22 protein-coding genes are annotated in these 19,570 nt (G+C 69.1%); 17 read left to right on the forward strand and 5 right to left on the reverse strand.

Features of this window, described 5'->3' with window-relative positions:
* The first annotated feature begins 86 nt into the window (after window positions 1–86).
* Genes ALI144C_RS53420 through ALI144C_RS21440 form a run of 3 tightly spaced genes read left to right on the forward strand, consistent with a single transcriptional unit; the run spans window position 87 to window position 2,586 of the window.
* Window positions 87–1,217: a hypothetical protein gene (locus tag ALI144C_RS53420; RefSeq protein ID WP_083753249.1), complete on the forward strand. Its 1,131-nt coding sequence runs from the start codon at window positions 87–89 to the stop codon at window positions 1,215–1,217.
* Window positions 1,214–1,981, forward strand: coding sequence for a sensor histidine kinase (locus ALI144C_RS53425; protein ID WP_237774246.1), 768 nt, complete (start codon window positions 1,214–1,216; stop codon window positions 1,979–1,981). The genes ALI144C_RS53420 and ALI144C_RS53425 overlap by 4 nt, the downstream gene beginning before the upstream one ends.
* The gene (locus ALI144C_RS21440) at window positions 1,933–2,586 is read left to right on the forward strand and encodes a response regulator (RefSeq protein ID WP_076988904.1); all 654 of its coding nucleotides are present in this window, start codon (window positions 1,933–1,935) and stop codon (window positions 2,584–2,586) included. Before ALI144C_RS53425 ends, ALI144C_RS21440 begins: the two co-directional genes overlap by 49 nt.
* 7 nt (window positions 2,587–2,593) lie before the next feature.
* On the opposite strand, the gene ALI144C_RS21445 is transcribed toward ALI144C_RS21440, so the two are convergent.
* A complete protein-coding gene (locus ALI144C_RS21445; protein WP_076988905.1) occupies window positions 2,594–3,202 on the reverse strand; it encodes a response regulator transcription factor in 609 nt (202 codons plus the stop codon).
* Window positions 3,203–3,735: 533 nt separating this feature from the next.
* On the opposite strand from ALI144C_RS21445, the gene ALI144C_RS21450 reads away from it, so the two are divergent.
* The 5 genes from ALI144C_RS21450 to ALI144C_RS21470 all read left to right on the forward strand — a co-directional run bounded on the left by ALI144C_RS21450 (window position 3,736) and on the right by ALI144C_RS21470 (window position 7,895).
* Window positions 3,736–4,242 (forward strand): RNA polymerase sigma factor, encoded by a 507-nt coding sequence (locus ALI144C_RS21450; protein ID WP_076988906.1) that lies wholly within the window; start codon window positions 3,736–3,738, stop codon window positions 4,240–4,242.
* Window positions 4,243–4,314: 72 nt separating this feature from the next.
* Complete coding sequence (locus ALI144C_RS21455; protein ID WP_076989143.1) at window positions 4,315–5,217, forward strand: ABC transporter ATP-binding protein; 903 nt, start codon at window positions 4,315–4,317, stop codon at window positions 5,215–5,217.
* A gap of 82 nt (window positions 5,218–5,299) precedes the next feature.
* Window positions 5,300–6,025, forward strand: coding sequence for an ABC transporter permease (locus ALI144C_RS21460; protein WP_076988907.1), 726 nt, complete (start codon window positions 5,300–5,302; stop codon window positions 6,023–6,025).
* On the forward strand, window positions 6,022–7,278 hold the full coding sequence (locus ALI144C_RS21465; RefSeq protein WP_076989144.1) for a sensor histidine kinase: 1,257 nt from the start codon (window positions 6,022–6,024) through the stop codon (window positions 7,276–7,278). The genes ALI144C_RS21460 and ALI144C_RS21465 overlap by 4 nt, the downstream gene beginning before the upstream one ends.
* Window positions 7,275–7,895 (forward strand): response regulator, encoded by a 621-nt coding sequence (locus tag ALI144C_RS21470; RefSeq protein WP_076988908.1) that lies wholly within the window; start codon window positions 7,275–7,277, stop codon window positions 7,893–7,895. The genes ALI144C_RS21465 and ALI144C_RS21470 overlap by 4 nt, the downstream gene beginning before the upstream one ends.
* A 139-nt stretch (window positions 7,896–8,034) precedes the next feature.
* On the opposite strand, the gene ALI144C_RS21475 is transcribed toward ALI144C_RS21470, so the two are convergent.
* Genes ALI144C_RS21475 through ALI144C_RS21490 form a run of 4 tightly spaced genes read right to left on the reverse strand, consistent with a single transcriptional unit; the run spans window position 8,035 to window position 11,971 of the window.
* The gene (locus ALI144C_RS21475; protein ID WP_076988909.1) at window positions 8,035–10,368 is read right to left on the reverse strand and encodes an NAD(P)/FAD-dependent oxidoreductase; all 2,334 of its coding nucleotides are present in this window, start codon (window positions 10,366–10,368) and stop codon (window positions 8,035–8,037) included.
* Window positions 10,369–10,575 (reverse strand): ferredoxin, encoded by a 207-nt coding sequence (locus ALI144C_RS21480; protein ID WP_076988910.1) that lies wholly within the window; start codon window positions 10,573–10,575, stop codon window positions 10,369–10,371.
* Complete coding sequence (locus ALI144C_RS21485; RefSeq protein WP_076988911.1) at window positions 10,572–11,177, reverse strand: ferric reductase-like transmembrane domain-containing protein; 606 nt, start codon at window positions 11,175–11,177, stop codon at window positions 10,572–10,574. The genes ALI144C_RS21480 and ALI144C_RS21485 overlap by 4 nt, the downstream gene beginning before the upstream one ends.
* Entirely contained in the window at window positions 11,174–11,971 is a 798-nt protein-coding gene (locus ALI144C_RS21490) for a DUF4142 domain-containing protein (protein ID WP_076988912.1), read from the reverse strand. The genes ALI144C_RS21485 and ALI144C_RS21490 overlap by 4 nt, the downstream gene beginning before the upstream one ends.
* 278 nt (window positions 11,972–12,249) lie before the next feature.
* Between ALI144C_RS21490 and ALI144C_RS21495 the strand changes: the two genes are divergently transcribed.
* The 9 genes from ALI144C_RS21495 (at window position 12,250) to ALI144C_RS21535 (ending at window position 19,530) form a co-directional block, all read left to right on the forward strand.
* A complete protein-coding gene (locus tag ALI144C_RS21495) occupies window positions 12,250–12,777 on the forward strand; it encodes a sigma-70 family RNA polymerase sigma factor (protein WP_441297570.1) in 528 nt (175 codons plus the stop codon).
* 8 nt (window positions 12,778–12,785) lie between these two features.
* Complete coding sequence (locus ALI144C_RS21500) at window positions 12,786–13,487, forward strand: anti-sigma factor family protein (RefSeq protein ID WP_076988913.1); 702 nt, start codon at window positions 12,786–12,788, stop codon at window positions 13,485–13,487.
* Between the two features lie 52 nt (window positions 13,488–13,539).
* A complete protein-coding gene (locus tag ALI144C_RS21505; protein ID WP_076989146.1) occupies window positions 13,540–14,394 on the forward strand; it encodes an AAA family ATPase in 855 nt (284 codons plus the stop codon).
* Entirely contained in the window at window positions 14,391–15,734 is a 1,344-nt protein-coding gene (locus ALI144C_RS21510; RefSeq protein WP_076988914.1) for a vWA domain-containing protein, read from the forward strand. The genes ALI144C_RS21505 and ALI144C_RS21510 overlap by 4 nt, the downstream gene beginning before the upstream one ends.
* Window positions 15,734–16,804, forward strand: coding sequence for a sensor histidine kinase (locus ALI144C_RS21515; RefSeq protein WP_076988915.1), 1,071 nt, complete (start codon window positions 15,734–15,736; stop codon window positions 16,802–16,804). Before ALI144C_RS21510 ends, ALI144C_RS21515 begins: the two co-directional genes overlap by 1 nt.
* Entirely contained in the window at window positions 16,801–17,439 is a 639-nt protein-coding gene (locus tag ALI144C_RS21520) for a response regulator (protein WP_083753286.1), read from the forward strand. The genes ALI144C_RS21515 and ALI144C_RS21520 overlap by 4 nt, the downstream gene beginning before the upstream one ends.
* A 9-nt stretch (window positions 17,440–17,448) precedes the next feature.
* Window positions 17,449–18,018, forward strand: coding sequence for a histidine phosphatase family protein (locus tag ALI144C_RS21525; protein ID WP_168211310.1), 570 nt, complete (start codon window positions 17,449–17,451; stop codon window positions 18,016–18,018).
* Window positions 18,019–18,082: 64 nt separating this feature from the next.
* Entirely contained in the window at window positions 18,083–18,418 is a 336-nt protein-coding gene (locus ALI144C_RS21530; RefSeq protein ID WP_076988918.1) for a hypothetical protein, read from the forward strand.
* Window positions 18,419–18,633: 215 nt separating this feature from the next.
* Window positions 18,634–19,530: a LysR family transcriptional regulator gene (locus ALI144C_RS21535; RefSeq protein ID WP_083753287.1), complete on the forward strand. Its 897-nt coding sequence runs from the start codon at window positions 18,634–18,636 to the stop codon at window positions 19,528–19,530.
* The last annotated feature ends 40 nt before the right edge of the window (window positions 19,531–19,570 follow it).

The raw sequence follows: 19,570 nt of genomic DNA on the forward strand, positions 1-19,570 counted from the left end.
ACCAGACTTGGGGTGGGGCTAGCTATACCTCACACCTACGTCTTTGCGTAGTGCACGACCGGCGGGCCATCGGTCAGACTGGCCGAATGCTGCGCGAACATGCCATTGCCCTGGCGCGTGGGCTGGCGTTGTTCGGGTTGTCCCTGGTGGCAGCGGTGCAGAGCGCGGCCGCGTTCGTGGCGTCCTGCGTCGGCCTCATGTCCGGATTCCGGGGGGAACGGCGGCTGCTCAACCAGATCAGACGGCTGGTGGCGCGCTGGACGGACCAGCGGATCCCGGTCCCGTACCGGCCGGAACCCGACCCGCCGACACCGGACCACGACGGCTGGTACCGGTCGGGCAAGCAGGTCTACCGGCGGCCCGGCCCGGTCGCGCGGCTGGACCGGCTGCACTGGCTGCTGAAGGACCCGGCCTCGCACCGCGACCACCTGTGGGCCCTCTCCGCACCGGTGACCAGCGTTTTCACCGTGGGCCTGCCTGTGGTTCTGGTGGTGGCCGGATTTTTCGTCCACCCCCTGGTCGCGCTGCCGACGGCGGCCATCGGCCTGGCGATCGCGCCTTTCACGCTCCAGACCTACGGCCGCTGGACTGGCGCACTGCTGCGGCCAACCGAGCGGACCACCCGCAACACCGTGTGGTCGTGGGTGGTGGCCCGCGGATACGTGCTGCTCAAGCTCGCGGCGACGGCCGGGCTGTCGATGGTGGGCATCCTGTTCATCGGGATCACGGCCGCGGCGATCTCCGGAGTCCTCGGACCTCTGGCCGTCCAGCGCCAGTTCGGGCGGGTGTTCGTGTCCATGCGCCGCCAGCAGATCGGACGGTGGTCAGGCATTTCGATTGCACAGCCCTACCTGCCGATGCCACCACCACCCGTGCCCCGCCCGGACGGCAAATACCTGTACGGCCGGACCCTGTACGACACGCCGCACGTCGCCATCTATTCCGCGACCGTCAAAACGCTGATGAAGGACAAGGCCACCTGGCGTGACCTGCTGTGGCTGGTCCTGGATCCGCTGGTCACGCTCGTGCTGGCGGTCCTGCCGGTGCTGATGGTCCTCGTCGGGTTCTTCGGCTACTTCTGGACGTGGGTCTGGGCCAGTCCCACGTCGCTGGTCACCGATTTCGACATCCGGGCGGGATGGGCCTACCTGGGCGATTTCATCCCGCCGCTGCGTGATCCCCCGGATGGCTCACGCCGGTCAGCGGGCTGGTCGTGAGCGCGGTGGCGCTCCTGGTGAGCCAAGCCTGTCTGCGGGCCCATGGGCGCTGGTCGAAGTCCCTGCTCGGCCCGACGAGGTCGGCCAAGCTGGCCCAGCACGTGGCCCACCTGCGCGAGACGCGCACGGAAGCGATCGACACCCAGGCCGCCGAGCTGCGCCGGATCGAGCGCGACCTGCACGACGGGGCACAGGCCAGGTGGGTGGCCATGGGATTGCACCTCGGCGCGGTGGAGCGGCTGATCGACGACAACCCGGAAGCGGCCAAGAAACTCGTGGCCAACGCCCGCAACGCGTCCGCCGAGGCGCTGGTCGAACTGCGCAGGCTGGTGCGCGGCATCATGCCGCCGGTGCTGGCCGAACGCGGGCTCGGCGACGCCGTACGTGCGTTGGCGCTGGACAGCCCGCTGAAGGTGCACGTGTCCGTTCACCTGCCTGGCGCGTTGGACGCGCCAGTCGAATCGGCCGTGTACTTCGCGACCAGCGAACTGCTGACCAACGCCGCCAAACACGGCCAGGCCGAGCGGGTCAGCGTCGACCTCAGGTACTCCGGGGGTGTGCTGCGGGTGGCGGTCGCCGACGACGGCCAGGGCGGCGCGGACCTGACCAGCGGCAGTGGCCTGTCGGGCATCCAGCGGCGACTCGCTACATTCGACGGCGTACTCACCCTGACCAGCCCACCAGGCGGCCCGACCACTGTGACCTTGGAGGTCCCGTGCGTGTTGTCCTCGCCGAGGACCTCTACCTCCTCCGAGACGGACTGACCCTGCTGCTGGAGGCGAACGGGTTCACCGTCGTCGCGGCCGTGTCGACCGGGCCCGAGCTGGTCAACGCGCTCGACGAGCACCGTCCGGACGTGGCCGTCGTGGACGTCCGCCTGCCGCCGACGTTCACCGACGAGGGCCTGCAGGCGGCGCTCGCGGCGCGCCGCAAGGTCCCGGGTATGCCGGTGCTGGTGTTGTCACAGCACGTGGAGCAGTTGTACGCGCGGGAGCTGTTGGCGGATGGCGCCGGAGCGATCGGCTATCTGCTCAAGGACCGGGTGCTCAATTCGGACCAGTTCATCGACGCGGTCCGCCGGGTCGCCGACGGCGGCACCGCCATGGACCCCGAGGTCATCTCGAAGCTGCTGGCCAGCAACGCGCGCCACGAGCCGCTGGCGGAGCTCAGCCCGCGGGAGCGGGAGGTGCTCGAGCTGATGGCGGGCGGGAAGTCGAACGCCGCGATCGCCGCGCAGCTGTTCGTCAGCGAGGGCGCGGTGGGCAAACACACCGCGAACATCTTCGCCAAGCTGCGGCTGGCGCCGTCCGACGACACCAACCGGCGAGTGATGGCCGTGCTCGCGTACCTCAACAGTACCGAAGCGTAAGCGCTGGTCAGAGGCGGTGGCGCAATTCCGCGGCCAGGACCGCGGCCTGGGTGCGCCTGCGCAGCCCGAGCTTGCCGAGCACGCTGGAAACGTAGTTCTTCACCGTCTTCTCCGCCAGGTTGAGCCGTTCGGCGATCTGCCGGTTGGTCAGGCCCTCGCCGATCAGCCGCAGGACCGAACGCTCTCGCCTGGTCAGCGCGTGCAACGGGTCGTGGGCCTGTTCGGGCTGCGGGTCCTGCGAGAGCAGCCCGCCCGCGCCGACGATCCTGATCGCGCTGGTCAACTCGGCCCCGGCCACGTGTTTCGGCACCACTCCGGCGGCGCCCGCGGCGATGGCCTCGGTCATGGTCTCCGGGTCGACGAACGGCGTCAGCATCAGGCATCGCACCTCCGGGCAGCGCAGCTGCAGGTCACGGCAGAGTTGGACGCCGTCGCCGTCGGGCAGCCGGACGTCCAGGACGGCCACGTCCGGCAGGTGCTCGGGGACCTGGGCCAACGCCTCGACCACGGTGCCCGCCTGCCCGACCACTCGCATGTCGGTCTCGTCGGCGAGCAGGGACACGAGACCACGCCGGACCAGTTCGTGGTCGTCGACGATGAAAACGCTTGTTGTCACGGGGGTTGTCACATCGCCAGCCGGTGGGTAGTCGGTGCGCCGTGCAGCACGGTCAAACGTGCTGCACGGCGCACCCGCGCCCGGCCGAGCGACGCGGCCCTGCCCCGCGTCGCTCGACCGCCGGTGCCGTCAGCACCGGGGGCTCTGTGCGGTACAACCCCGCGAGGTACTACGCAGCGACTCCGGGGTGACGGAATTCTGTCGATCAAAATAACCGCAAAAGAATTCAACCTCACCGGAACCGGACCGAGTCGCAACGTCTCCCACGCTACGTTTTTCGTTTGGGCCGGGCTCGTCTGACCGAGGTTCACTCGAATGGCGGAAGTGAGTCAACACCGTACCGCCGTTACAGTGAAACGCCCGATATGAGGTTGAGATTCTCACCACATGGGACACGGGCCGAATGGCCCTCCCGGCCTCATGGCACGCGGTAGATGCTTCTCAAAACGAGGGAAGAAATGTTCAAATAACAACTATTCAACATCGAGACGGCCCCTGCGCACGTACGTGGTGGGCCGATCGGGGGTGTGGTAATGCCGGTCCCGGACGCACGTACGCGTACCGACGACTACTGGCAGGAGTGCATCAGGATCCGACCAGCGCTGGTCCGGATCGCCGCCCGGCGTTGCGCGGCACCGGTGGACCCCGATGACATCGTCAACGAAGCCCTGATCCGCGGGGCCGAGTTCGACGATCTTGACATGAGCAGGATCGAACAGTTCCTGGTCTCCACAGTCACCCGGCTGTGCGCGGACGAGATCAGGCGCCGCACGGTGGCCACCCGGATGGCCAACCACCCCAGGCTCGTCCCGCCGTCCGCCGAGGATCCGGCGGAATTCGCCTGTGACAAGGCAGAAGCGCGGTGGCTGGCGATCCGGATCCTCGCGCTGCCGCGCCGCGACCGCGCGCTGGTCGACATGCTGGCCGACGGGATGGGCCACAGCGAGATCGCGCGGGTGCTCGGCACGACGACGCAGGGCGCGCATTCGGCGCTCTACCGGTTGCGCAAGCGGATCGGCGCACATCGACCGATCGGTTGATGGGCCCATCCGCCGCGAAGATGGCTGGTGAGGCGATCCGGCGACCCGCCTCCGCAACGCATGCTGCGTGGCATGTCAGTCATCGAGGTAGCCAACCTGCACAAGCGGTACCGCGACAAGATCGCGGTACGTGATGTGTCCTTCGCCGTGGCCGAGGGTGAGATCTTCGGCATCCTCGGTCCCAACGGCGCGGGCAAGACCACTACGGTCGAGTGCGTCGCAGGTCTGCGGGTCCCCGACAGCGGCACGATCCGCGTGCTCGGAATGGACCCGCGGCGCGACGCACGGAAATTGCACACCCTGATCGGCGTGCAATTGCAGGAAAGTCAGCTGCAGGAGCGCATGAAGGTCTGGGAGGCCCTGCATCTGTACGCGTCGTTCTACGCCACCCCGGCCGACTGGGAGCGCCTGCTCGACGAGTGGGGCATGGCACGACACCGCGACGTGGCGTACGGCAAGCTCTCCGGTGGCCAGAAGCAGCGGCTGTTCATCATGCTCGCGCTGGTCGGACGGCCGAGGGTGGTGTTCCTCGACGAACTGACGACCGGCCTCGACCCGCAGGCGCGCCGGGAGACGTGGGAGCTGGTCGAACGGCTGCGCCAGACCGGCGTGACGGTCGTGCTCGTCACCCATTTCATGGAGGAGGCCGAGCGCCTCTGCGACCGGCTGGCCGTGATCGACGACGGCAGCGTCGTCGCCATCGATACCCCGGGCGGGCTGGTGGCCCGCGCGGACGACCGCCAGCGGATCCGGTTCCGCGTCACCGGGCCGCTCGACGAGCGCATGCTCACCGCGATTCCCGAGGTCAGCGAGGTGGCGCAGCAGGGCAGCCACGTCGTGGTGACCGGTCGCGGGGACCTGCTTTACGCCGTAACGGCGGTTCTCGCACGCAACCATGTGGTCGCCGCCGATCTACGGGTCGAGCAGGCCAACCTGGACGACGCCTTCGTCGCGCTCACCGGCAAACGCTTCTGACGTCCGAGGCGAGTTTTTGTTCGTCGTTTGCACTTCACAAAACGTCGTCGTCGCTCAAGAACAGCTTCATTAGGAGAACACCATGCCCGCGACCGGCACGCTCACATTCACCGAGCTCAAAATTTTCCTGCGGGACCCGGCGTCGACCATCGTCACGATCGCGCTGCCCGTCGCGATCGTGGCCGTGTTCGGCGCGATCGCCAAACCCGGCGGCGAGCAGGACCCGATCATGACGTACTTCCCGACCATGGCGCTCGCGCTGGGCCTGGCGCAGCTGGCGCTCAACCTGACACCGACGACGCTGGCCGGGTACCGGGAGAAGGGCATCCTGCGCCGGATGTCGACCACCCCGATGAACCCGGCCCGGCTGCTGACGGCGCAACTGCTGATCAGCGTCGGCCTGGCCGTGGTCGCGGCGGTGCTGGTCATCCTGGTCGGCCACCTGGCCTTCAAGTTCACGCTGCCGCAGAACTTCGGTGGTTTCCTCGCCGCGTTCGTGCTCGGCTGCACCGCTCTGTTCGCCGTCGGCCTGCTCGTCGCGGCGGTCGCGCCGACCGCGCGGATCGCGACCGGTGTCGGCGTCGGCCTGTTCTTCGTCAGCCTCGTGTTCGGCGGGGTGTTCATGCCCGCCGAGAACCTGCCGCCGTTCATCGTGCGCGTCGGTGACTACACACCGCTCGGCGCCACCATGCAGTCGCTTCGCGACAGTTGGAGTGGCACCATGCCTGAAATGCTGCACCTCGGCGTGCTCGGTGCGTACACAGTGGTCGCGGGGCTGGCGGCGGCCAGGCTCTTCCGGTGGGAATGAAAGGCATGTTCCAGATCAACGAGGTGGAGGCGGACAAGGCCAGGTGGATCTACACCTGGATCGCCTACGCCGCCCTGCTGGCCGCCGTCGCCTGGTCGGTGGTCGACCGGAGCGCGGCGCCGCACCTGCCGCTCACCCTCACACTGAGCGGGGTGGCCGTCGTCTGGATCGCGCTCATCGCCAGGTGGTGGCCGGTGTGGCCGCGCGACGCGGTCTGGGCGGTGGTCGCGTACGTCGGCCTGGTCGCCTTGAACACCGTGCTCATCGCCACCAGTGAAGCGTTCGTGTCGTTCGTGTGGATCGGCTTCCCCTACGCGTTCGCGATCTTCCCGGCGCGGTGGGCTGTGTTCGCGGTGACGGCGAACGCGATCAGCACGTTCGCCATCCAGACAGACGGGCTGCGGGAGACCTCGCCGCTCGTGGTGATAGTGGCCGTGGCCGGTCCGGTGATCTTCGCGGGGTGGGTCGCCGGCTTCGAGAGCGAACGGCGCAAACGTGCGAACAGCCAGCTCGCCGAGACCAACCAGCGGCTGGCCACCGCGATGGAGGAGAACGCCGGCCTGCACGCCCAGTTGCTGGTGCAGGCGCGGGAGGCCGGTGTGCTCGACGAGCGCCAGCGGTTGGCCCGCGAAATGCACGACACGCTCGCCCAGGAGCTCGCCGCGTTGATCAGGCAGTTGCACGCCGCCAACCGGGTACGGGAGCACCCGGAGCAGTGGCAGCACCACATGGACCAGGTGCGGATGCTGGCCGAACGCGGTCTGTCGGAGGCGCGCCGGTCCGTGCAGGCGTTGCGGCCCGCGTCGCTGGAGTCCTCCCGGTTGCCGGACGCGATCTCGGAGATGGCGCACGTGTGGAGCCAGTCGTCCGGCGTGCCGGTGCAGGCCGAGACGACCGGCACGCCCGAGCCGATGATCACGGGTATCGAGGTTGCGCTGTTCCGGGTCGCGCAGGAGGCGTTGGCCAACGTCGCCAAGCACGCGAAGGCGACCAGAGCCGCGATCACCCTGTCCTATCTGGAAGACGTGGTCCTGCTGGACATCCGGGACGACGGCGTCGGGTTCGAGCCGGGCACAGGAGGACCGGGCACAGGAGGACCGGGCGGCGACAGCGGGTACGGTCTTGGCACGATGCGTCAGCGATTGCTCGGGGTGGGTGGCACGCTGGAGATCGAGAGCATGCCCGGCGAGGGCACCGCGATCGGCGCGAGCGTCCCCGCCATCCGAGCCGAGTCGCCAGGGGTGACAGCGTGATCCGGTTGCTGATCGTCGACGACCACCCGGTGGTGCGCGACGGGCTGCGCGCCACGTTCACCGGCGAGCCGGACATCGAGGTGGTCGGCGAGGCGGGCGACGGGCGACAGGCCGTCGAGATGGTCGCCGAGCACGGCGCCGACGTGGTCCTGATGGATTTGCGGATGCCGGAGCTGGACGGGGTGCGCGCGATCCGCAGGCTGCGGGAGACCGCGCCGGACACCCGTGTCCTCGTGCTCACCACGTTCGACACCGACAGCGACGTGCTGCCCGCGATCGAGGCGGGCGCGACGGGCTACCTGCTCAAGGACGCGACCACCGAGGACCTGCTGAAAGCGGTGCGCTCAGCGCACCAGGGCCAGTCGGTGTTGTCGCCGTCGGTGGCCAACCGGCTCATCGGCCAGGTGCGCAAGCCGCAGCGCGGCACGCTCAGCCCGCGGGAGCTGGAAGTGCTGAAGCTGGTCGCGGAAGGTGCCACCAACCGTGAGGCCGCGTCGAAGTTGTTCATCAGCGAGGCCAGCATCAAGACGCACCTGTTGCACATCTACGCGAAGCTCGATGTGCGTGACCGGGCCGCGGCCGTGGGCGAGGCGTATCGGCGCGGGCTGTTCGACTGAGCCCGTGTAGCTGAGCTTAATTGAGCAGGGCTTCAAAAAGGCCCCCTCGCGGCGAGCGGTCGGGGTGCTCGTGCACGAGGGGGCGGCACCGCGACGGCCGAGGGCCCGGCCGCCGCGGTGTGTTCGGCCAGCCGTGTCTCTAGCCGAACCCTCTGACCGCATCTCCTGACGGGAAGCGGCTGTCCTGTGCGCCGGGCCGTGCGACCGGTTGCATCGACGGGAACGACGGGTGCTCCATGCCGGGTCGCGCGACCGGTTGCATCGACGGAAACGACGGATGCTCCATCAACGGCATCGGCGGCCGTTGAACCGGGCGCATCGACGGGAACGACGGGTGCTCCGTCATCGGCTCGCCGCCGGGCCGGGGCACTGGCTGCATGTTCGGGAAAGACGGGTGCTGGTTGCCCTGCATCGGCGGCATGGGCGGAAGCGACTTGCGGTCGCGCTCCGGCCGTCCGGCCCGGCGTTGCCGTGCCGGTGGCGGCGCCGGGCGCATGGCCGCCGCCGGGGTGTCCGGGACTTCGATGTTCGGCACGGACAGGTTCGACATCGACAGGTTCGGCGCCGTCAGGTTCGGGATCGCCGACGTCGGCGGCAGGTACGGCTCCGGACGGACGGGCGGCACCGGCTCGGTCAGCGGGCCGGGGTCGAGGCCGAACAACGGCATGTCCCCTGGGTCCGGCTTGGCGTGCCTGCCCGACGGTTGCTCCACCGGCCGCATGCCACGCGCGGACGGCGGCGGCGCCGAATGCCTGCCCGGCGGCGGCGCCATCCGGCCCGGCATCTGACCCGACGCGCCCTGGCCGGACGGCATCTGGCCCGAGGGCATCCGCCCCGCAGCGGCCCTCGGCATCGCGGGTATCGGCCTGGGCAGTGCCACGGACGCGCCGGCGGACGGACGACCCTGCGGAGGTGGCACCGGCGGCATGTTCCGGCCGGTGCCCGGCATCGGCGGCCTGCCGTCGCGCTGCGCGGCCGGTGGCCGGGCCACCGGCTGCATCGCCGGGGCGGACATCTGTGCGGAGACCCGCGCGGGGCCGACCGAGGCCATCGCGGGCGCCGACATCTGTGCCGAGACCTGTGTCTGCCCGGCCGAGGCCATCGCGGGGACCAGCGGCTGCGCGCCCGGGACCTGCGTCGGCATCTCGGCGAGCGTGTTCTGCCGGGCCGGGGGCATGGGCGGCCGGACCGACTGGCCGAACTCCTGCGCGGCCACGGGTTCGGTCGCCGGTGCCGGTGCGGGGGACTTGCTCGGCTTCGGCGCGACCGGGCGGCGGCGCTTGGTCTCGGTGGGGACCGGCAGTTCCTCGTGCAGCTTCTCGGTCCACTTGATCATCGCGCGCGGCGCGTCCCAGCCGCAGACGCCGACCAGCTTGCCGTTGCGGACGTACCCGGTGATGCCCGGCGTTCCGGCGGCGCCGTCGGCCAGGTGCACGGTGTCCGTGCCGAGCGACGGGATGCCCGAGATCTGCAGGCGCACACCGTACTGTCCGGACCAGACTCGCGGGATCGGCATGAACGGCGTGGCCTTCTCCCTGCCGAGCAACAGGTTCTCCGCCGCGTGCCGTCCCATTTCGACGGCGTTGATCCAGTGTTCGACGCGGCGTGGCGTGTCGTCGAACCGCAGGTTCGGCCACCGGCCGCAGTCACCCGCGACGACGACGTCCTGCGCGCCCGCGGCGAACAGCGTGGACTCGCACAGCACGCCGTCTTCCAGCACGAGGCCGGACCCGCGCATCCACTCGACCGAGGGGATGGACCCGACGGCCATGATCACCGCACCGGCGACGAGCAGTTGGCCGTCGGTGGTGTGCATCGCCACGGAATCCTCGGCACAGACCCAGTTGCGGATGTCCGTGCCCATCGCCATCCGCGCGCGGTGCTTGCGGTGCAGCTTCTCCACCGCGGCGGCCACGTCGTTGCCCAGGTTGCGCAACGGGAAGCGGGAGCGGCCGACCATCGTCACGTCACGGCCCATCTTGCGGGCGCTCGCGGCGACGTCGCAGCCGATGTATCCGGTCCCGAGCACCACGATCGGCAAGTCGCTGCGGGAAATGACTTTCTTGACCGCCAGCGCCTCGTCCACTGTGCGCAGTGTGTGCACGCGTGGGCTGTGCCGTGGTACTCCCTTGAGGTGCCTCGGTTCGACGCCCGTCGCGATGATCAGGCCGTCGTACTTGATCTCCTCGCCACCCGGCAGGTGCACGACTTTTCGTTGTGTTTCAAGCCGTTCCGCACGGGTACCCAGTCGCCAGCGCGCACCGGTGTCGATGTGGCGCTGCAGGGTCAGGTCGGCGGGGCGGTCGCTTCCGGCGAGCAAGTCCTTGGACACCAACGGCCGGTGGTACGGCCACCTGGCCTCGTCACCGATGATCACCAGTTCGCCGTCGTAGTCGAGTTCGCGCAGGCGTTCCGCGGCTCTCAGGCCGGCGACCCCCGCGCCGACGATGACGATGCGTTCGAAGTCGGTCATCTAAACCCTGTCCACCTTGATGGCCTGCATGGGGCAGCAGCGCGCTGCCGCTGCCGCCTGCTCGACCTGATCCTCTTCCGGTCTCTTCGTGTAGAAAAGCCGCCCGTCGGGGCTCAGCTCAAACAGGTTCGGCGCCTCCATCTGGCAGATCGCGTACCGCTCACAGCGGTCGTTGTCCACTTTGACCCGAAGCCGACGGCCTCTCATACCTGTTCCTCCACCAGACCGATCTGAACGAGCATCCGGGTGGGAACGAACCGCAGGACCGAAAGGGTCACTGTCGGGATCAGCAAAGTCAGTCCGGCGAGCCACAGTACCGCGAGGTGCCCGTTGGCCATCGCGCCGAGTATCGAGTGCACCACCAAAAGCCCTAGTGCCGCGTACGCTATTCGGTGTACCCACTGCCAGCGGCGGTAGGAAGTCCAGCGGTACAGCCCGGCGGTGATGAAGATCGCGATCATCAGTTCCAGCCCGAGGATGGCGATCGCGTAGCGGAAGAAAACACCGTCTCCGAAGGGGATGCTGATCTGCGCGAACGTGAACTTGCCCTCGGCGAGGAACAGGAAGCCCATCGCGTGCACGACGCCGAACGTGATCGTCAGCGTGGCGAGAACCATATGCCCCGCGCGCAAGGTCTTGCGCTCACCGAATCTTCGCGCCCAGCCGGTCTTCGTGAGGATTCCCCAGCAGATCGTCAGGCACATCAACGCGTAGGCGGCACGTGCGGAGACCGCCGCGACCCCGCGCAGACCATCGTCGGACGGGCCGCCGACCGCGAGAACCACCACGTCAGTCACTGTGCGGGTCACCGTGCGAGTTCCTTGTCCACGAACAACCTGCTGCGCTTGCCGTTGCCGCGCCCGCGGCGATCGTCGCGGCGGTCGTCCTCGTCGTCCTCGTCGCCGTCCCGGCCGGACACGACGGACATCTGCTTGCGACGGCGGTTGCGGCTGGAAGCGAGCCACAGCAGGAACACCGTCAGCGCGACCATCAGCGGCACCAGCGTGACCGCGACGACCATGTCGGTACCTTCGGAGTCCGATGACAACGTCAGCGGAGTCGCGGCCGCCAACTGGGCGTAGTCCACGTTGTTCGTGCTTTCCAGGATCGTCATGTGCTTCATGACGACCGTGTTCGCCGTCGTCGCGAACTTCCGGATCTCGGCATCCGTTGTGGCCGCGCGGACCTTGGCGATAACGGGGAAGATCATCCCGTGCGCCGCGCGCAGCCGCATCGCCCATACGGAGTCGAACTGGGCCCCGGTCGAAGTGGCCATCTCGGTGAGCCAGCTCTTCTGCGCGTCGTTGGGCTCACCGGGCAGCGGGCACGCGTACGGCGCGGCGAGCTCGTTCACCGCCGTGTCGAGCATGGCGTGGTCCGTCTTGAGGGTGCGGCCGACCTCCTGCACCTTGGGATCTTCCGACCGGCTCTGGGCCATCTCGCCAGCGGGCATCTCCCACAGGCCGGCCAGCTTGACCTTGACGAGCAGTTCGCAGTCGATCTCGGTCAGCGGCTTGGACCCCGGCTGTGCGTGCGCGACGGACTGACCGGCCAGCAACAGCGTGGTCAACAGGAGCACCAACGACGCGAGGGATCGTTTCACGGCGTCCTTCCTTGTCTCTCCGGGCGTCCGCGATGGACGGACGAGTAAAGCGACGTTGCTGGAAAAGGCCGTGCTGGATCCACTATGGGCAGTTCTGCTGCCATAGCGGGCCCACTGGTGCGTCCTGGCGGGGCACCTGGTTTACGCCTTCACCGATGGATACGGGCGGGCCCGCCGGGCGGTTCAAACAAAAATTCCGCAACGATTTGACACTGGACGCGCAACGGCTGTCCCACCAGGATGTCACCGTGGGACGCCACAGCCATTCCGCAAGAGCCCTGTTGGGTGACGAGCTGCGTCGTCATGGACACACCGAGGAAGACCTGGCGACAGCTCTGTACCGGGACTTCGGCACTCCATTGATGGCCTTCGCCCTCAGGCTGACCGGCAACGACCGGCACTGGGCAGAGGACGTCGTCCAGGAAACCCTGATCAGGGCTTGGCGCAACGCCGAGAAGCTGGACCGCAGCCCGGACATGCTGCGTGCCTGGCTGTACACGGTCGCCCGGCGCATCGTCATCGACGGCAGGCGCAGTCGCAAGGCCAGGCCGCAGGAGGTCGAGGAGCCGGACGCGAACTCCGTGGGTGTACCCGACGAATCGGACCGCACGCTGAGTGCGATGGTCGTGTACGACGCGTTGCGGGTGTTGTCGGAGGACCAACGCGAAGCGATCATGCAGACGTATCTGCGCGACCGCACAGTTAATGACGTGGCCGAGACACTGGGCGTTCCGCCAGGTACCGTCAAGTCGAGGCTGTACCACGCGGTCCGTGCACTGAGGCGCGCGCTGCGCGATCGGGGGTGAGGTCGGGGATGGTTCACGCGTCTGCGCACGTTGACATAGCCGCGTACATTCTCGGCGCGCTCGACGAACCCGACAACACAGCGTTCGAACAACACCTGCTCGACTGTCCCAAGTGCCAGCTGGACCTGGTCGAGTTGCAGGACGTGCCCGAACTGCTGGACAAGGTCAAGCACGACGCGCCCGCGCTGCTCGTCCCCGTTCCCGGCCCGCAGGTGCTGTCCTCCCTGCTGGAAGAGGCCACCAAATCGCGCGTGCAGCGCCGCCGCAGGCAGTGGTTCGCCGCCGCGGCGGCGGCGTTCCTGATCATCGCCGCGCCGGTGGTGACGATCATCGCGACCAGCGGGGATCCCGCGCCCACCGTCGCCAGCCCGCCCGCGGGGCTGAAGCTGGACCCGCCGCCGTCGTCCGAGCAGCCGCAGACCCTCAACGGGGTCGGCGGCGAGATGGACGCCAACGTCACCATGCTGTCCCAGGACTGGGGTACGCAGGTGACCATCGAACTGCGCGGGGCGATCGGCCCGCGCAAGTGCGAGCTGGTGGCGGTGTCCACCCGTGGCGAGACGGAGACGGTGACGAACTGGGCGGTGCCCCCGGGTGGCCGCAACGAGCCGCTCAAGCTCAGCGGCGGCACGTCGTTCGCGCCGGGTGACATCGCTCGCATCGAGGTCAGGGACGACAAAGGTCAGGTCCTGCTGTCGGTCAAGAGCTGAACCCGACCGGTAACCTTTACTGAGCAAGCGCTTAGTCAGGAGGTTGCCGGTGTTGTTCGACTCCGTTGACGAGGTGGCTCAGCGGCTGGCCAGTGCCGGCTACCTGACGTCGACCGCGATCGCGACCACCGTGTTCCTCGCCGACCGGCTCGGCAAGCCGCTGCTGGTCGAAGGACCGGCCGGGGTGGGCAAGACCGAACTGGCGCGCGCGGTGGCCACGGCGACCGGGTCCCAGCTGGTGCGCCTGCAGTGCTACGAGGGCATCGACGAGGCCCGCGCGCTGTACGAGTGGAACCACGCCAAGCAGCTGCTGCGGATCACCGCGGGCCGCGACGAGAGCTGGCACGAGGCGCGCGCGGACATCTTCACCGAGGAGTTCCTGCTGCCCAGGCCGTTGCTGACGGCCATCCGCAACCCGGACCCGACGGTCCTGCTGATCGACGAGACCGACAAGGCGGACGTCGAGGTGGAGGGCCTGCTGCTGGAGGTGCTCGGCGACTTCCAGGTCACCGTGCCCGAGCTGGGCACGATCACCGCGACGCGCAAACCGTTCGTGGTGCTGACGTCCAACGCGACCCGTGAGCTGTCCGAGGCGCTGAAGCGGCGGTGTCTGTTCCTGCACCTCGATTTTCCGGATTCGGAGCGTGAGCTGGAGATCGTGCGGTTGAAGGTGCCCGAGGTCTCCGGCACCCTCGCCGAGTCGCTCGTCCGGGTGGTCGGCGCGTTGCGAGCGCTGGAGCTGCGCAAGTCGCCGTCGATCGCGGAGACGATCGACTGGGCGCGGACGCTGCTGGCGCTCGGGGCGGACCACCTCGACGAGGCGGTCGTGCACGCCACGCTCGGTGTCGTGCTGAAGTACGAGGCCGACAAGAAGCGCGCGGTGAACGAGCTCAAGGTCCTCGGGTGAGCGTTCCGGAGCGTCTCGTGTCCTTCGTCGAGGCGCTGCGCGAGCATTCGATCCTCGCCGGTCCCGGCGAGACGATCGACGCCGCCAGGGTGCTCGCCGTGCTCGGGATGGACGACCGGGAGCGGGTCCGGGAAGGGCTCGCGGCCTCCTTGCTGCGCCGCTCTGGCCAGCGGACCGTGTTCGACCAGGTCTTCGACCTGTATTTCCCCGTTTCGGTGGGTGGCCGTTCTGATGAGCCCGCGGACCTGGAGTCGTTGCGTGAGCAGCTCGTCCAGGCACTGGCCGCCGGGACGGCGGGCGAGCAGCAAGCGCTTGCGCAGGCCGCGGTGGACGCGTTCGGCCGCTTCGGCGAGGGCTCGCAGGGTGCTGGCGGGTGGTCGGCGTACCAGACATTGCAGCGCCTGCGGCCGGAAACCCTGCTGGTCCGGGTGCTCGCGGCGCTCCGGGCCGACGATCCAGGGTTCATGGCCGACGTCCGCCGCGACGAGGTGCGCAGGCAGATCGCCGGGTTCCGGCGGATGGTCGAAACCGAGGCGCGGCGGCGGACGGCTGAGCTGCGCGGCCGGGAAACGGTCGCCCGCAACGCGGTGGCGCCGCCGTCGGACCGGGTCGATTTCCTCACCGCAGGTCGTGCGCAGCTCGCGGACATGCGCCGCGCGATCTATCCGTTGTCGAGGAAACTCGCCACACGACTGGCCGCCCGGCGGCGCCGGGCCAGACGCGGCGAGATCGACATCCGCCGGACATTGCGGCGTTCGATCGCGTTCGGCGGCGTGCCTGTGAAGCCTGCCTTCAAACGACGTCGGCCAGGTCGGCCGGAGCTGGTCCTGCTGTGCGACATGTCCGGGTCGGTCGCCGGGTTCGCCCACTTCACACTGCTGCTCACCCAGGCGCTGCGCGACCAGTTCAGCAAGGTCAGGGCGTTCGCGTTCGTCGAGACCACCGACGAGGTCACGCACCTGGTCAAGGCGGGCGCCGAGAACCCGGCGGGGCTGGCCGCCCGGATCCACCGCGAGGCCAAGCTGACCCGCTGGGACGGCCACAGCGACTACACGCATTCCTTGCAGGTGTTCGTCGACCAGTGGCTGGACGCCGTCGGCCCGCGGACGTCGGTGCTGATCCTCGGCGACGCGCGCAACAACGGCGGCGATCCGAACCTGCCCGCGTTGCGCCGGATCGTGGGCAATGCCCGCCGCGCATACTGGCTCAACCCCGAATCACCACGATTGTGGTCGACCGGGGACTCGCTGGCCAACGAGTACGCGACCGTGGTGGAGATGCACGAATGCCGGACCGTGCACCAACTGTCCGAGCTGATCACACGGCTGCTGCCGGTCTGATGGTCCGGCGTTGGGCACGTCTGATCACCGGGCTCGCGATCGGGGCGTGCCTGGCTGTCGCCGAGTTGGTGTACGTCGCGATCAGGTGGCCACGCAGGTGGGCCTTGGCGCTCACCGAGGTGGAACGCCGCAGGCTGGCGCGGTGGCACGACGTCGAAAGCTCATCGGACTACGACGACCGCGCCGCCGTGAAGTACCTGGCGCTGCGTTCGTTGGTGGGCCTGCTCGGCGGCGGGACACTGGTGTTGCAGGCGTACGGCCTCGTCATCGGCGGGATCGCCGTGGGGCAACTCGCGACCGGGGTCATGCACCCGTCGGGTCTGGTGGTGGTCGCTCCGCTCGGCCTGGTCCTGCTGTACGGCAGCCTGCAGGGATTGCTCGGCGTGGCCAGCCTGGAACGGACTCTGGCACTGCGGTACCTGGGGCCGAGCGAACAGGAGTTGCTGCGGCGCCGGATCACCGAACTGGCCGAGAGCCGGGCCGGGGTGGTCGAGGCCGTCGACGCCGAACGCCGCCGGATCGAACGGGACCTGCACGACGGCGTCCAGCAGCGGCTCGTCGCGCTGTCCATGCTGCTTGGCCGGACCCGGCGCCGTGCGGTGCACGACCGGGACGACCTGCTGGCCCAGGCACACGACGAGGCCCAGCAGATCCTCAACGACCTGCGCGAGGTGGCGTGGCGCGTCTACCCGACCGTGCTGGACAACCTGGGTCTCGCGGACGTCCTCGCCGGGGTGGCCGAGCGCGCCGGAATCCCTGTGAAGCTGAGCTTCACGATCACCGGCCGCCTGCCGACCCCGCTGGAGACGGCCGCGTACTTCGTGGCGTCGGAGGCCGTCACCAACGCCGCCAAACACTCCCGCGCCGACCTGGTCACCGTCGAGATCGGCATGCGGGAGAACATGGTCACCGTGCGGATCACTGACAACGGGATCGGCGGGGCGGACCCGAGCGGCAGCGGCCTGTCCGGCCTGGCCCGCCGGGTGGCCGCGCTGGACGGCCACCTGACCGTGACCAGCCCCGACGGCGGCCCGACCGTCGTCACCGCGGAGCTGCCGTGCTCCGGATAGTGCTTGCCGAGGACTCCACCCTGCTGCGTGAAGGCCTGGTCCGCCTGCTGGCCGAAGAGGGCCATGACGTCGTCGCCGCGGTCGGTGACGGCACCGCGCTGGTGGACGCCGTCGCCGCCCACCAGCCCGACGTGTGCGTGGTGGACGTGCGCATGCCGCCGACCCACACCGACGAAGGCCTGCGGGCGGCGCTGGAGATCCGGGACCGCTGGCCGGAGATCGGGGTGCTGGTGCTGTCCCAGTACGTCGAGAAGCGCTACGCCACCCAGTTGATCACGTCCGACGCCGGAGCGGTCGGCTACCTGCTCAAGGACCGGGTCGGCCAGGTCGGCGAGTTCCTCGACGCGCTGGAGCGGGTCGGCGCGGGCAAGGCGGCCTTCGACCCGGAGGTCGTCCGGCAACTGCTGGCGCGCACCACCCACACCGATCCGCTGTCGCGGCTGACATCCCGCGAGGTGGAGGTCCTTGGACAAATGGCGCAGGGATGCACAAACGACACAATCGCAGCCTCGCTGCACATCTCCCGCAGCGCCGTGGAGAAGCACGTGAACTCCATCTTCGACAAGCTCGACCTGCCGCGCAGCACCGGTTACAGCCGTCGCGTGCTGGCCGTGCTCCGGTATCTGGGCACGTAGGTTGTGGTCGTGGCGATCTACCTCGCGCGGCATGGGCAGACCGCGTACAACCAGACCCGCCGGTTCCAGGGGCAGACGGAAGTCCCGCTGGACGAGACCGGGCAGCGTCAAGCCAAGGAGCTCGCGGTCACGGTCGCCGACCTGGGGCTGGTCGCGCTGTGGTCGAGCCCGTTGACCAGGGCGAGGCAGACGGCCGAGGCCGTGTCGGCGCACATCGGGGTGCCGATCCGGTTCGATCCTCGGCTGATGGAGACCGACACCGGGGTGTGGACCGACCGGCTGTACGACGAACTGGCCGCGGCGGATCCCGCCGCGTACCGGGGGTGGGTGTCGGGCGCGGGGGACTTCGGATTCGAGGGCGGCGAGACGTACGCCGAGCAGGGCGACCGCGTGATGGCCGCCCTGGTCGAGATCGAACAGGGCCCGCGCCCGGCTCTCGTGGTGTGCCACGGCATGGTGATGCGCCTCGCGCTGAACCGCCGCGCCGGTTCGGCCGACGCGTGGTCGAGCAGCGAGACCATCCCCAACACCGCCGTGGTCGAGCTCCCGCCGCGCACCAAATCTGACACCGGGAGCTGACGCGGGTCCGGCAGCCGTCGGCCGAACAGCGAAAACCGCTGCGGCGACGACCACCTGCACCGCCATGACGACGGCGAACGCGTTGCGCATCCCCAGTACGTCCGGCTCGCTGAGCCACAGGAACAGCGAGCCGAGCGTGGCCACGCCGAGCGCGAGGCTCGCTTGTTGGACCGTCACCAGCGAACCGCTGCCGACGCCCGCGCTCGCCGCGGGCACCTTCGACAAGGTCACCCGGAACAACGTCGTGACCATCAGTCCCTGGCCGAATCCGGTGACCGCCATCGCAGGCGCGATGGTGAGGATGGTCACGCCCGGCCACGCCAGCAGCACAGTCACGATCGCGAGGAGAACACCTGTCCCCTGGATCGCCGCGTCGACCGTGACCACGCTTCGCCCGTAGCTCGTCACCAGTCGGCTGGAGACCAGCGAGGCGATCAGGAACGTCAGGGCCATCGGCGCCACCACAACCAAGGCGGCGAACAGGATCGGGCTGGCCGCCAGCAACGACGACGGCACCTGGGCGAAGCTGCGCGACCAGTTCCCCGCATGAGCAGTTGTCCACAGGCAGTGGACCGTTGTCTGCCGGGACACCGATCGAGGATGGACAATGACCGTGTGATCGACCCTCGACGGCTGCGGGTGCTGCGTGCTCTTGCTGACCACGGAACAGTGACAGCGGCAAGTGAGGCGCTGCACCTGACGCCGTCCGCGGTGTCGCAGCAGCTGGCCGCGCTCGAATCGGAGACCGGGCAGGAGCTGCTGCGGCGGCGGGGGCGGCGCGTCTCGTTGACCCCGGTCGGTGAAGGGCTCGTGAAACACGCCAACGCGGTCGCGGCCGAGCTCGAACGCGCGCAGGCCACGCTGGCCTCGTTCGCGACCGGCACCAAGGGGCACGTCGAACTGGCCAGCTTCGCCTCGGGCATCACCCAGGTCGTGGCGCCGACGATCCCGAAGCTGCGGTTCTTCATGCCGGATGTCACCGTCGTGGTGCGGGACGCCGAGGGTCACGCCAGTGTGCCGTTGCTGCTCGACGGTGAGATCGACATGGCGATCACCGAGGAGAGCCGCCAGCTCCTCAGCACCGACAACCCGCGGCTGAAGCTGTACCCGCTGTACACCGAGCCCTTCGACCTGGTCCTCCCGGAGAGCCACCCCCTCTCCGGCGGCAAGAAGATCCTCGCGATCAAGGATCTCAGCGACACCGAGGACTGGATCGCGCCGCTGCCCGGCAACCCGTGCCGCGACTTGGTCGAGCAGGTGGTCGACCGCCCGCACATCACGCACACGTCAGACGACTTCCGCGCGATCGTGGCGTTGGTCGCGGCTGGGGCGGGCGTCGCGCTGGTGCCGCGCAACGCCTTCGTCACGCCGCGCGGGGCCGTCCGGGTCCGGGTCGCGGACACGCCGCCTGTCCGCCGGGTGTTCGTCGCCGTGCGCACGGGCAGCGACGACCACCCGCTGTTCAAGAGGGTCCTCGGTGCCCTGATCGAAACGGGCCGCGCTGTGAAGTGAACCTTCACTGCACTGGAGCTTCACAGCGCGGTCTGGGGTT

Origin of the sequence: Actinosynnema sp. ALI-1.44 (assembly GCF_001984155.1) — a bacterium.
Taxonomy (GTDB): Bacteria; Actinomycetota; Actinomycetes; order Mycobacteriales; family Pseudonocardiaceae; genus Kibdelosporangium.

Coding starts and splice junctions, on each gene's coding strand:
- ALI144C_RS21450 (WP_076988906.1), top strand. CDS start 3,736: ATGCCGGTCCCGGACGCACGTACGCGTACCGACGACTACTGGCAGGAG.
- ALI144C_RS21475 (WP_076988909.1), bottom strand. CDS start 10,368: ATGACCGACTTCGAACGCATCGTCATCGTCGGCGCGGGGGTCGCCGGC.
- ALI144C_RS21465 (WP_076989144.1), top strand. CDS start 6,022: ATGAAAGGCATGTTCCAGATCAACGAGGTGGAGGCGGACAAGGCCAGG.
- ALI144C_RS21500 (WP_076988913.1), top strand. CDS start 12,786: ATGGTTCACGCGTCTGCGCACGTTGACATAGCCGCGTACATTCTCGGC.
- ALI144C_RS21455 (WP_076989143.1), top strand. CDS start 4,315: ATGTCAGTCATCGAGGTAGCCAACCTGCACAAGCGGTACCGCGACAAG.
- ALI144C_RS21515 (WP_076988915.1), top strand. CDS start 15,734: ATGGTCCGGCGTTGGGCACGTCTGATCACCGGGCTCGCGATCGGGGCG.
- ALI144C_RS53420 (WP_083753249.1), top strand. CDS start 87: ATGCTGCGCGAACATGCCATTGCCCTGGCGCGTGGGCTGGCGTTGTTC.
- ALI144C_RS21460 (WP_076988907.1), top strand. CDS start 5,300: ATGCCCGCGACCGGCACGCTCACATTCACCGAGCTCAAAATTTTCCTG.
- ALI144C_RS21530 (WP_076988918.1), top strand. CDS start 18,083: ATGACGACGGCGAACGCGTTGCGCATCCCCAGTACGTCCGGCTCGCTG.
- ALI144C_RS21480 (WP_076988910.1), bottom strand. CDS start 10,575: ATGAGAGGCCGTCGGCTTCGGGTCAAAGTGGACAACGACCGCTGTGAG.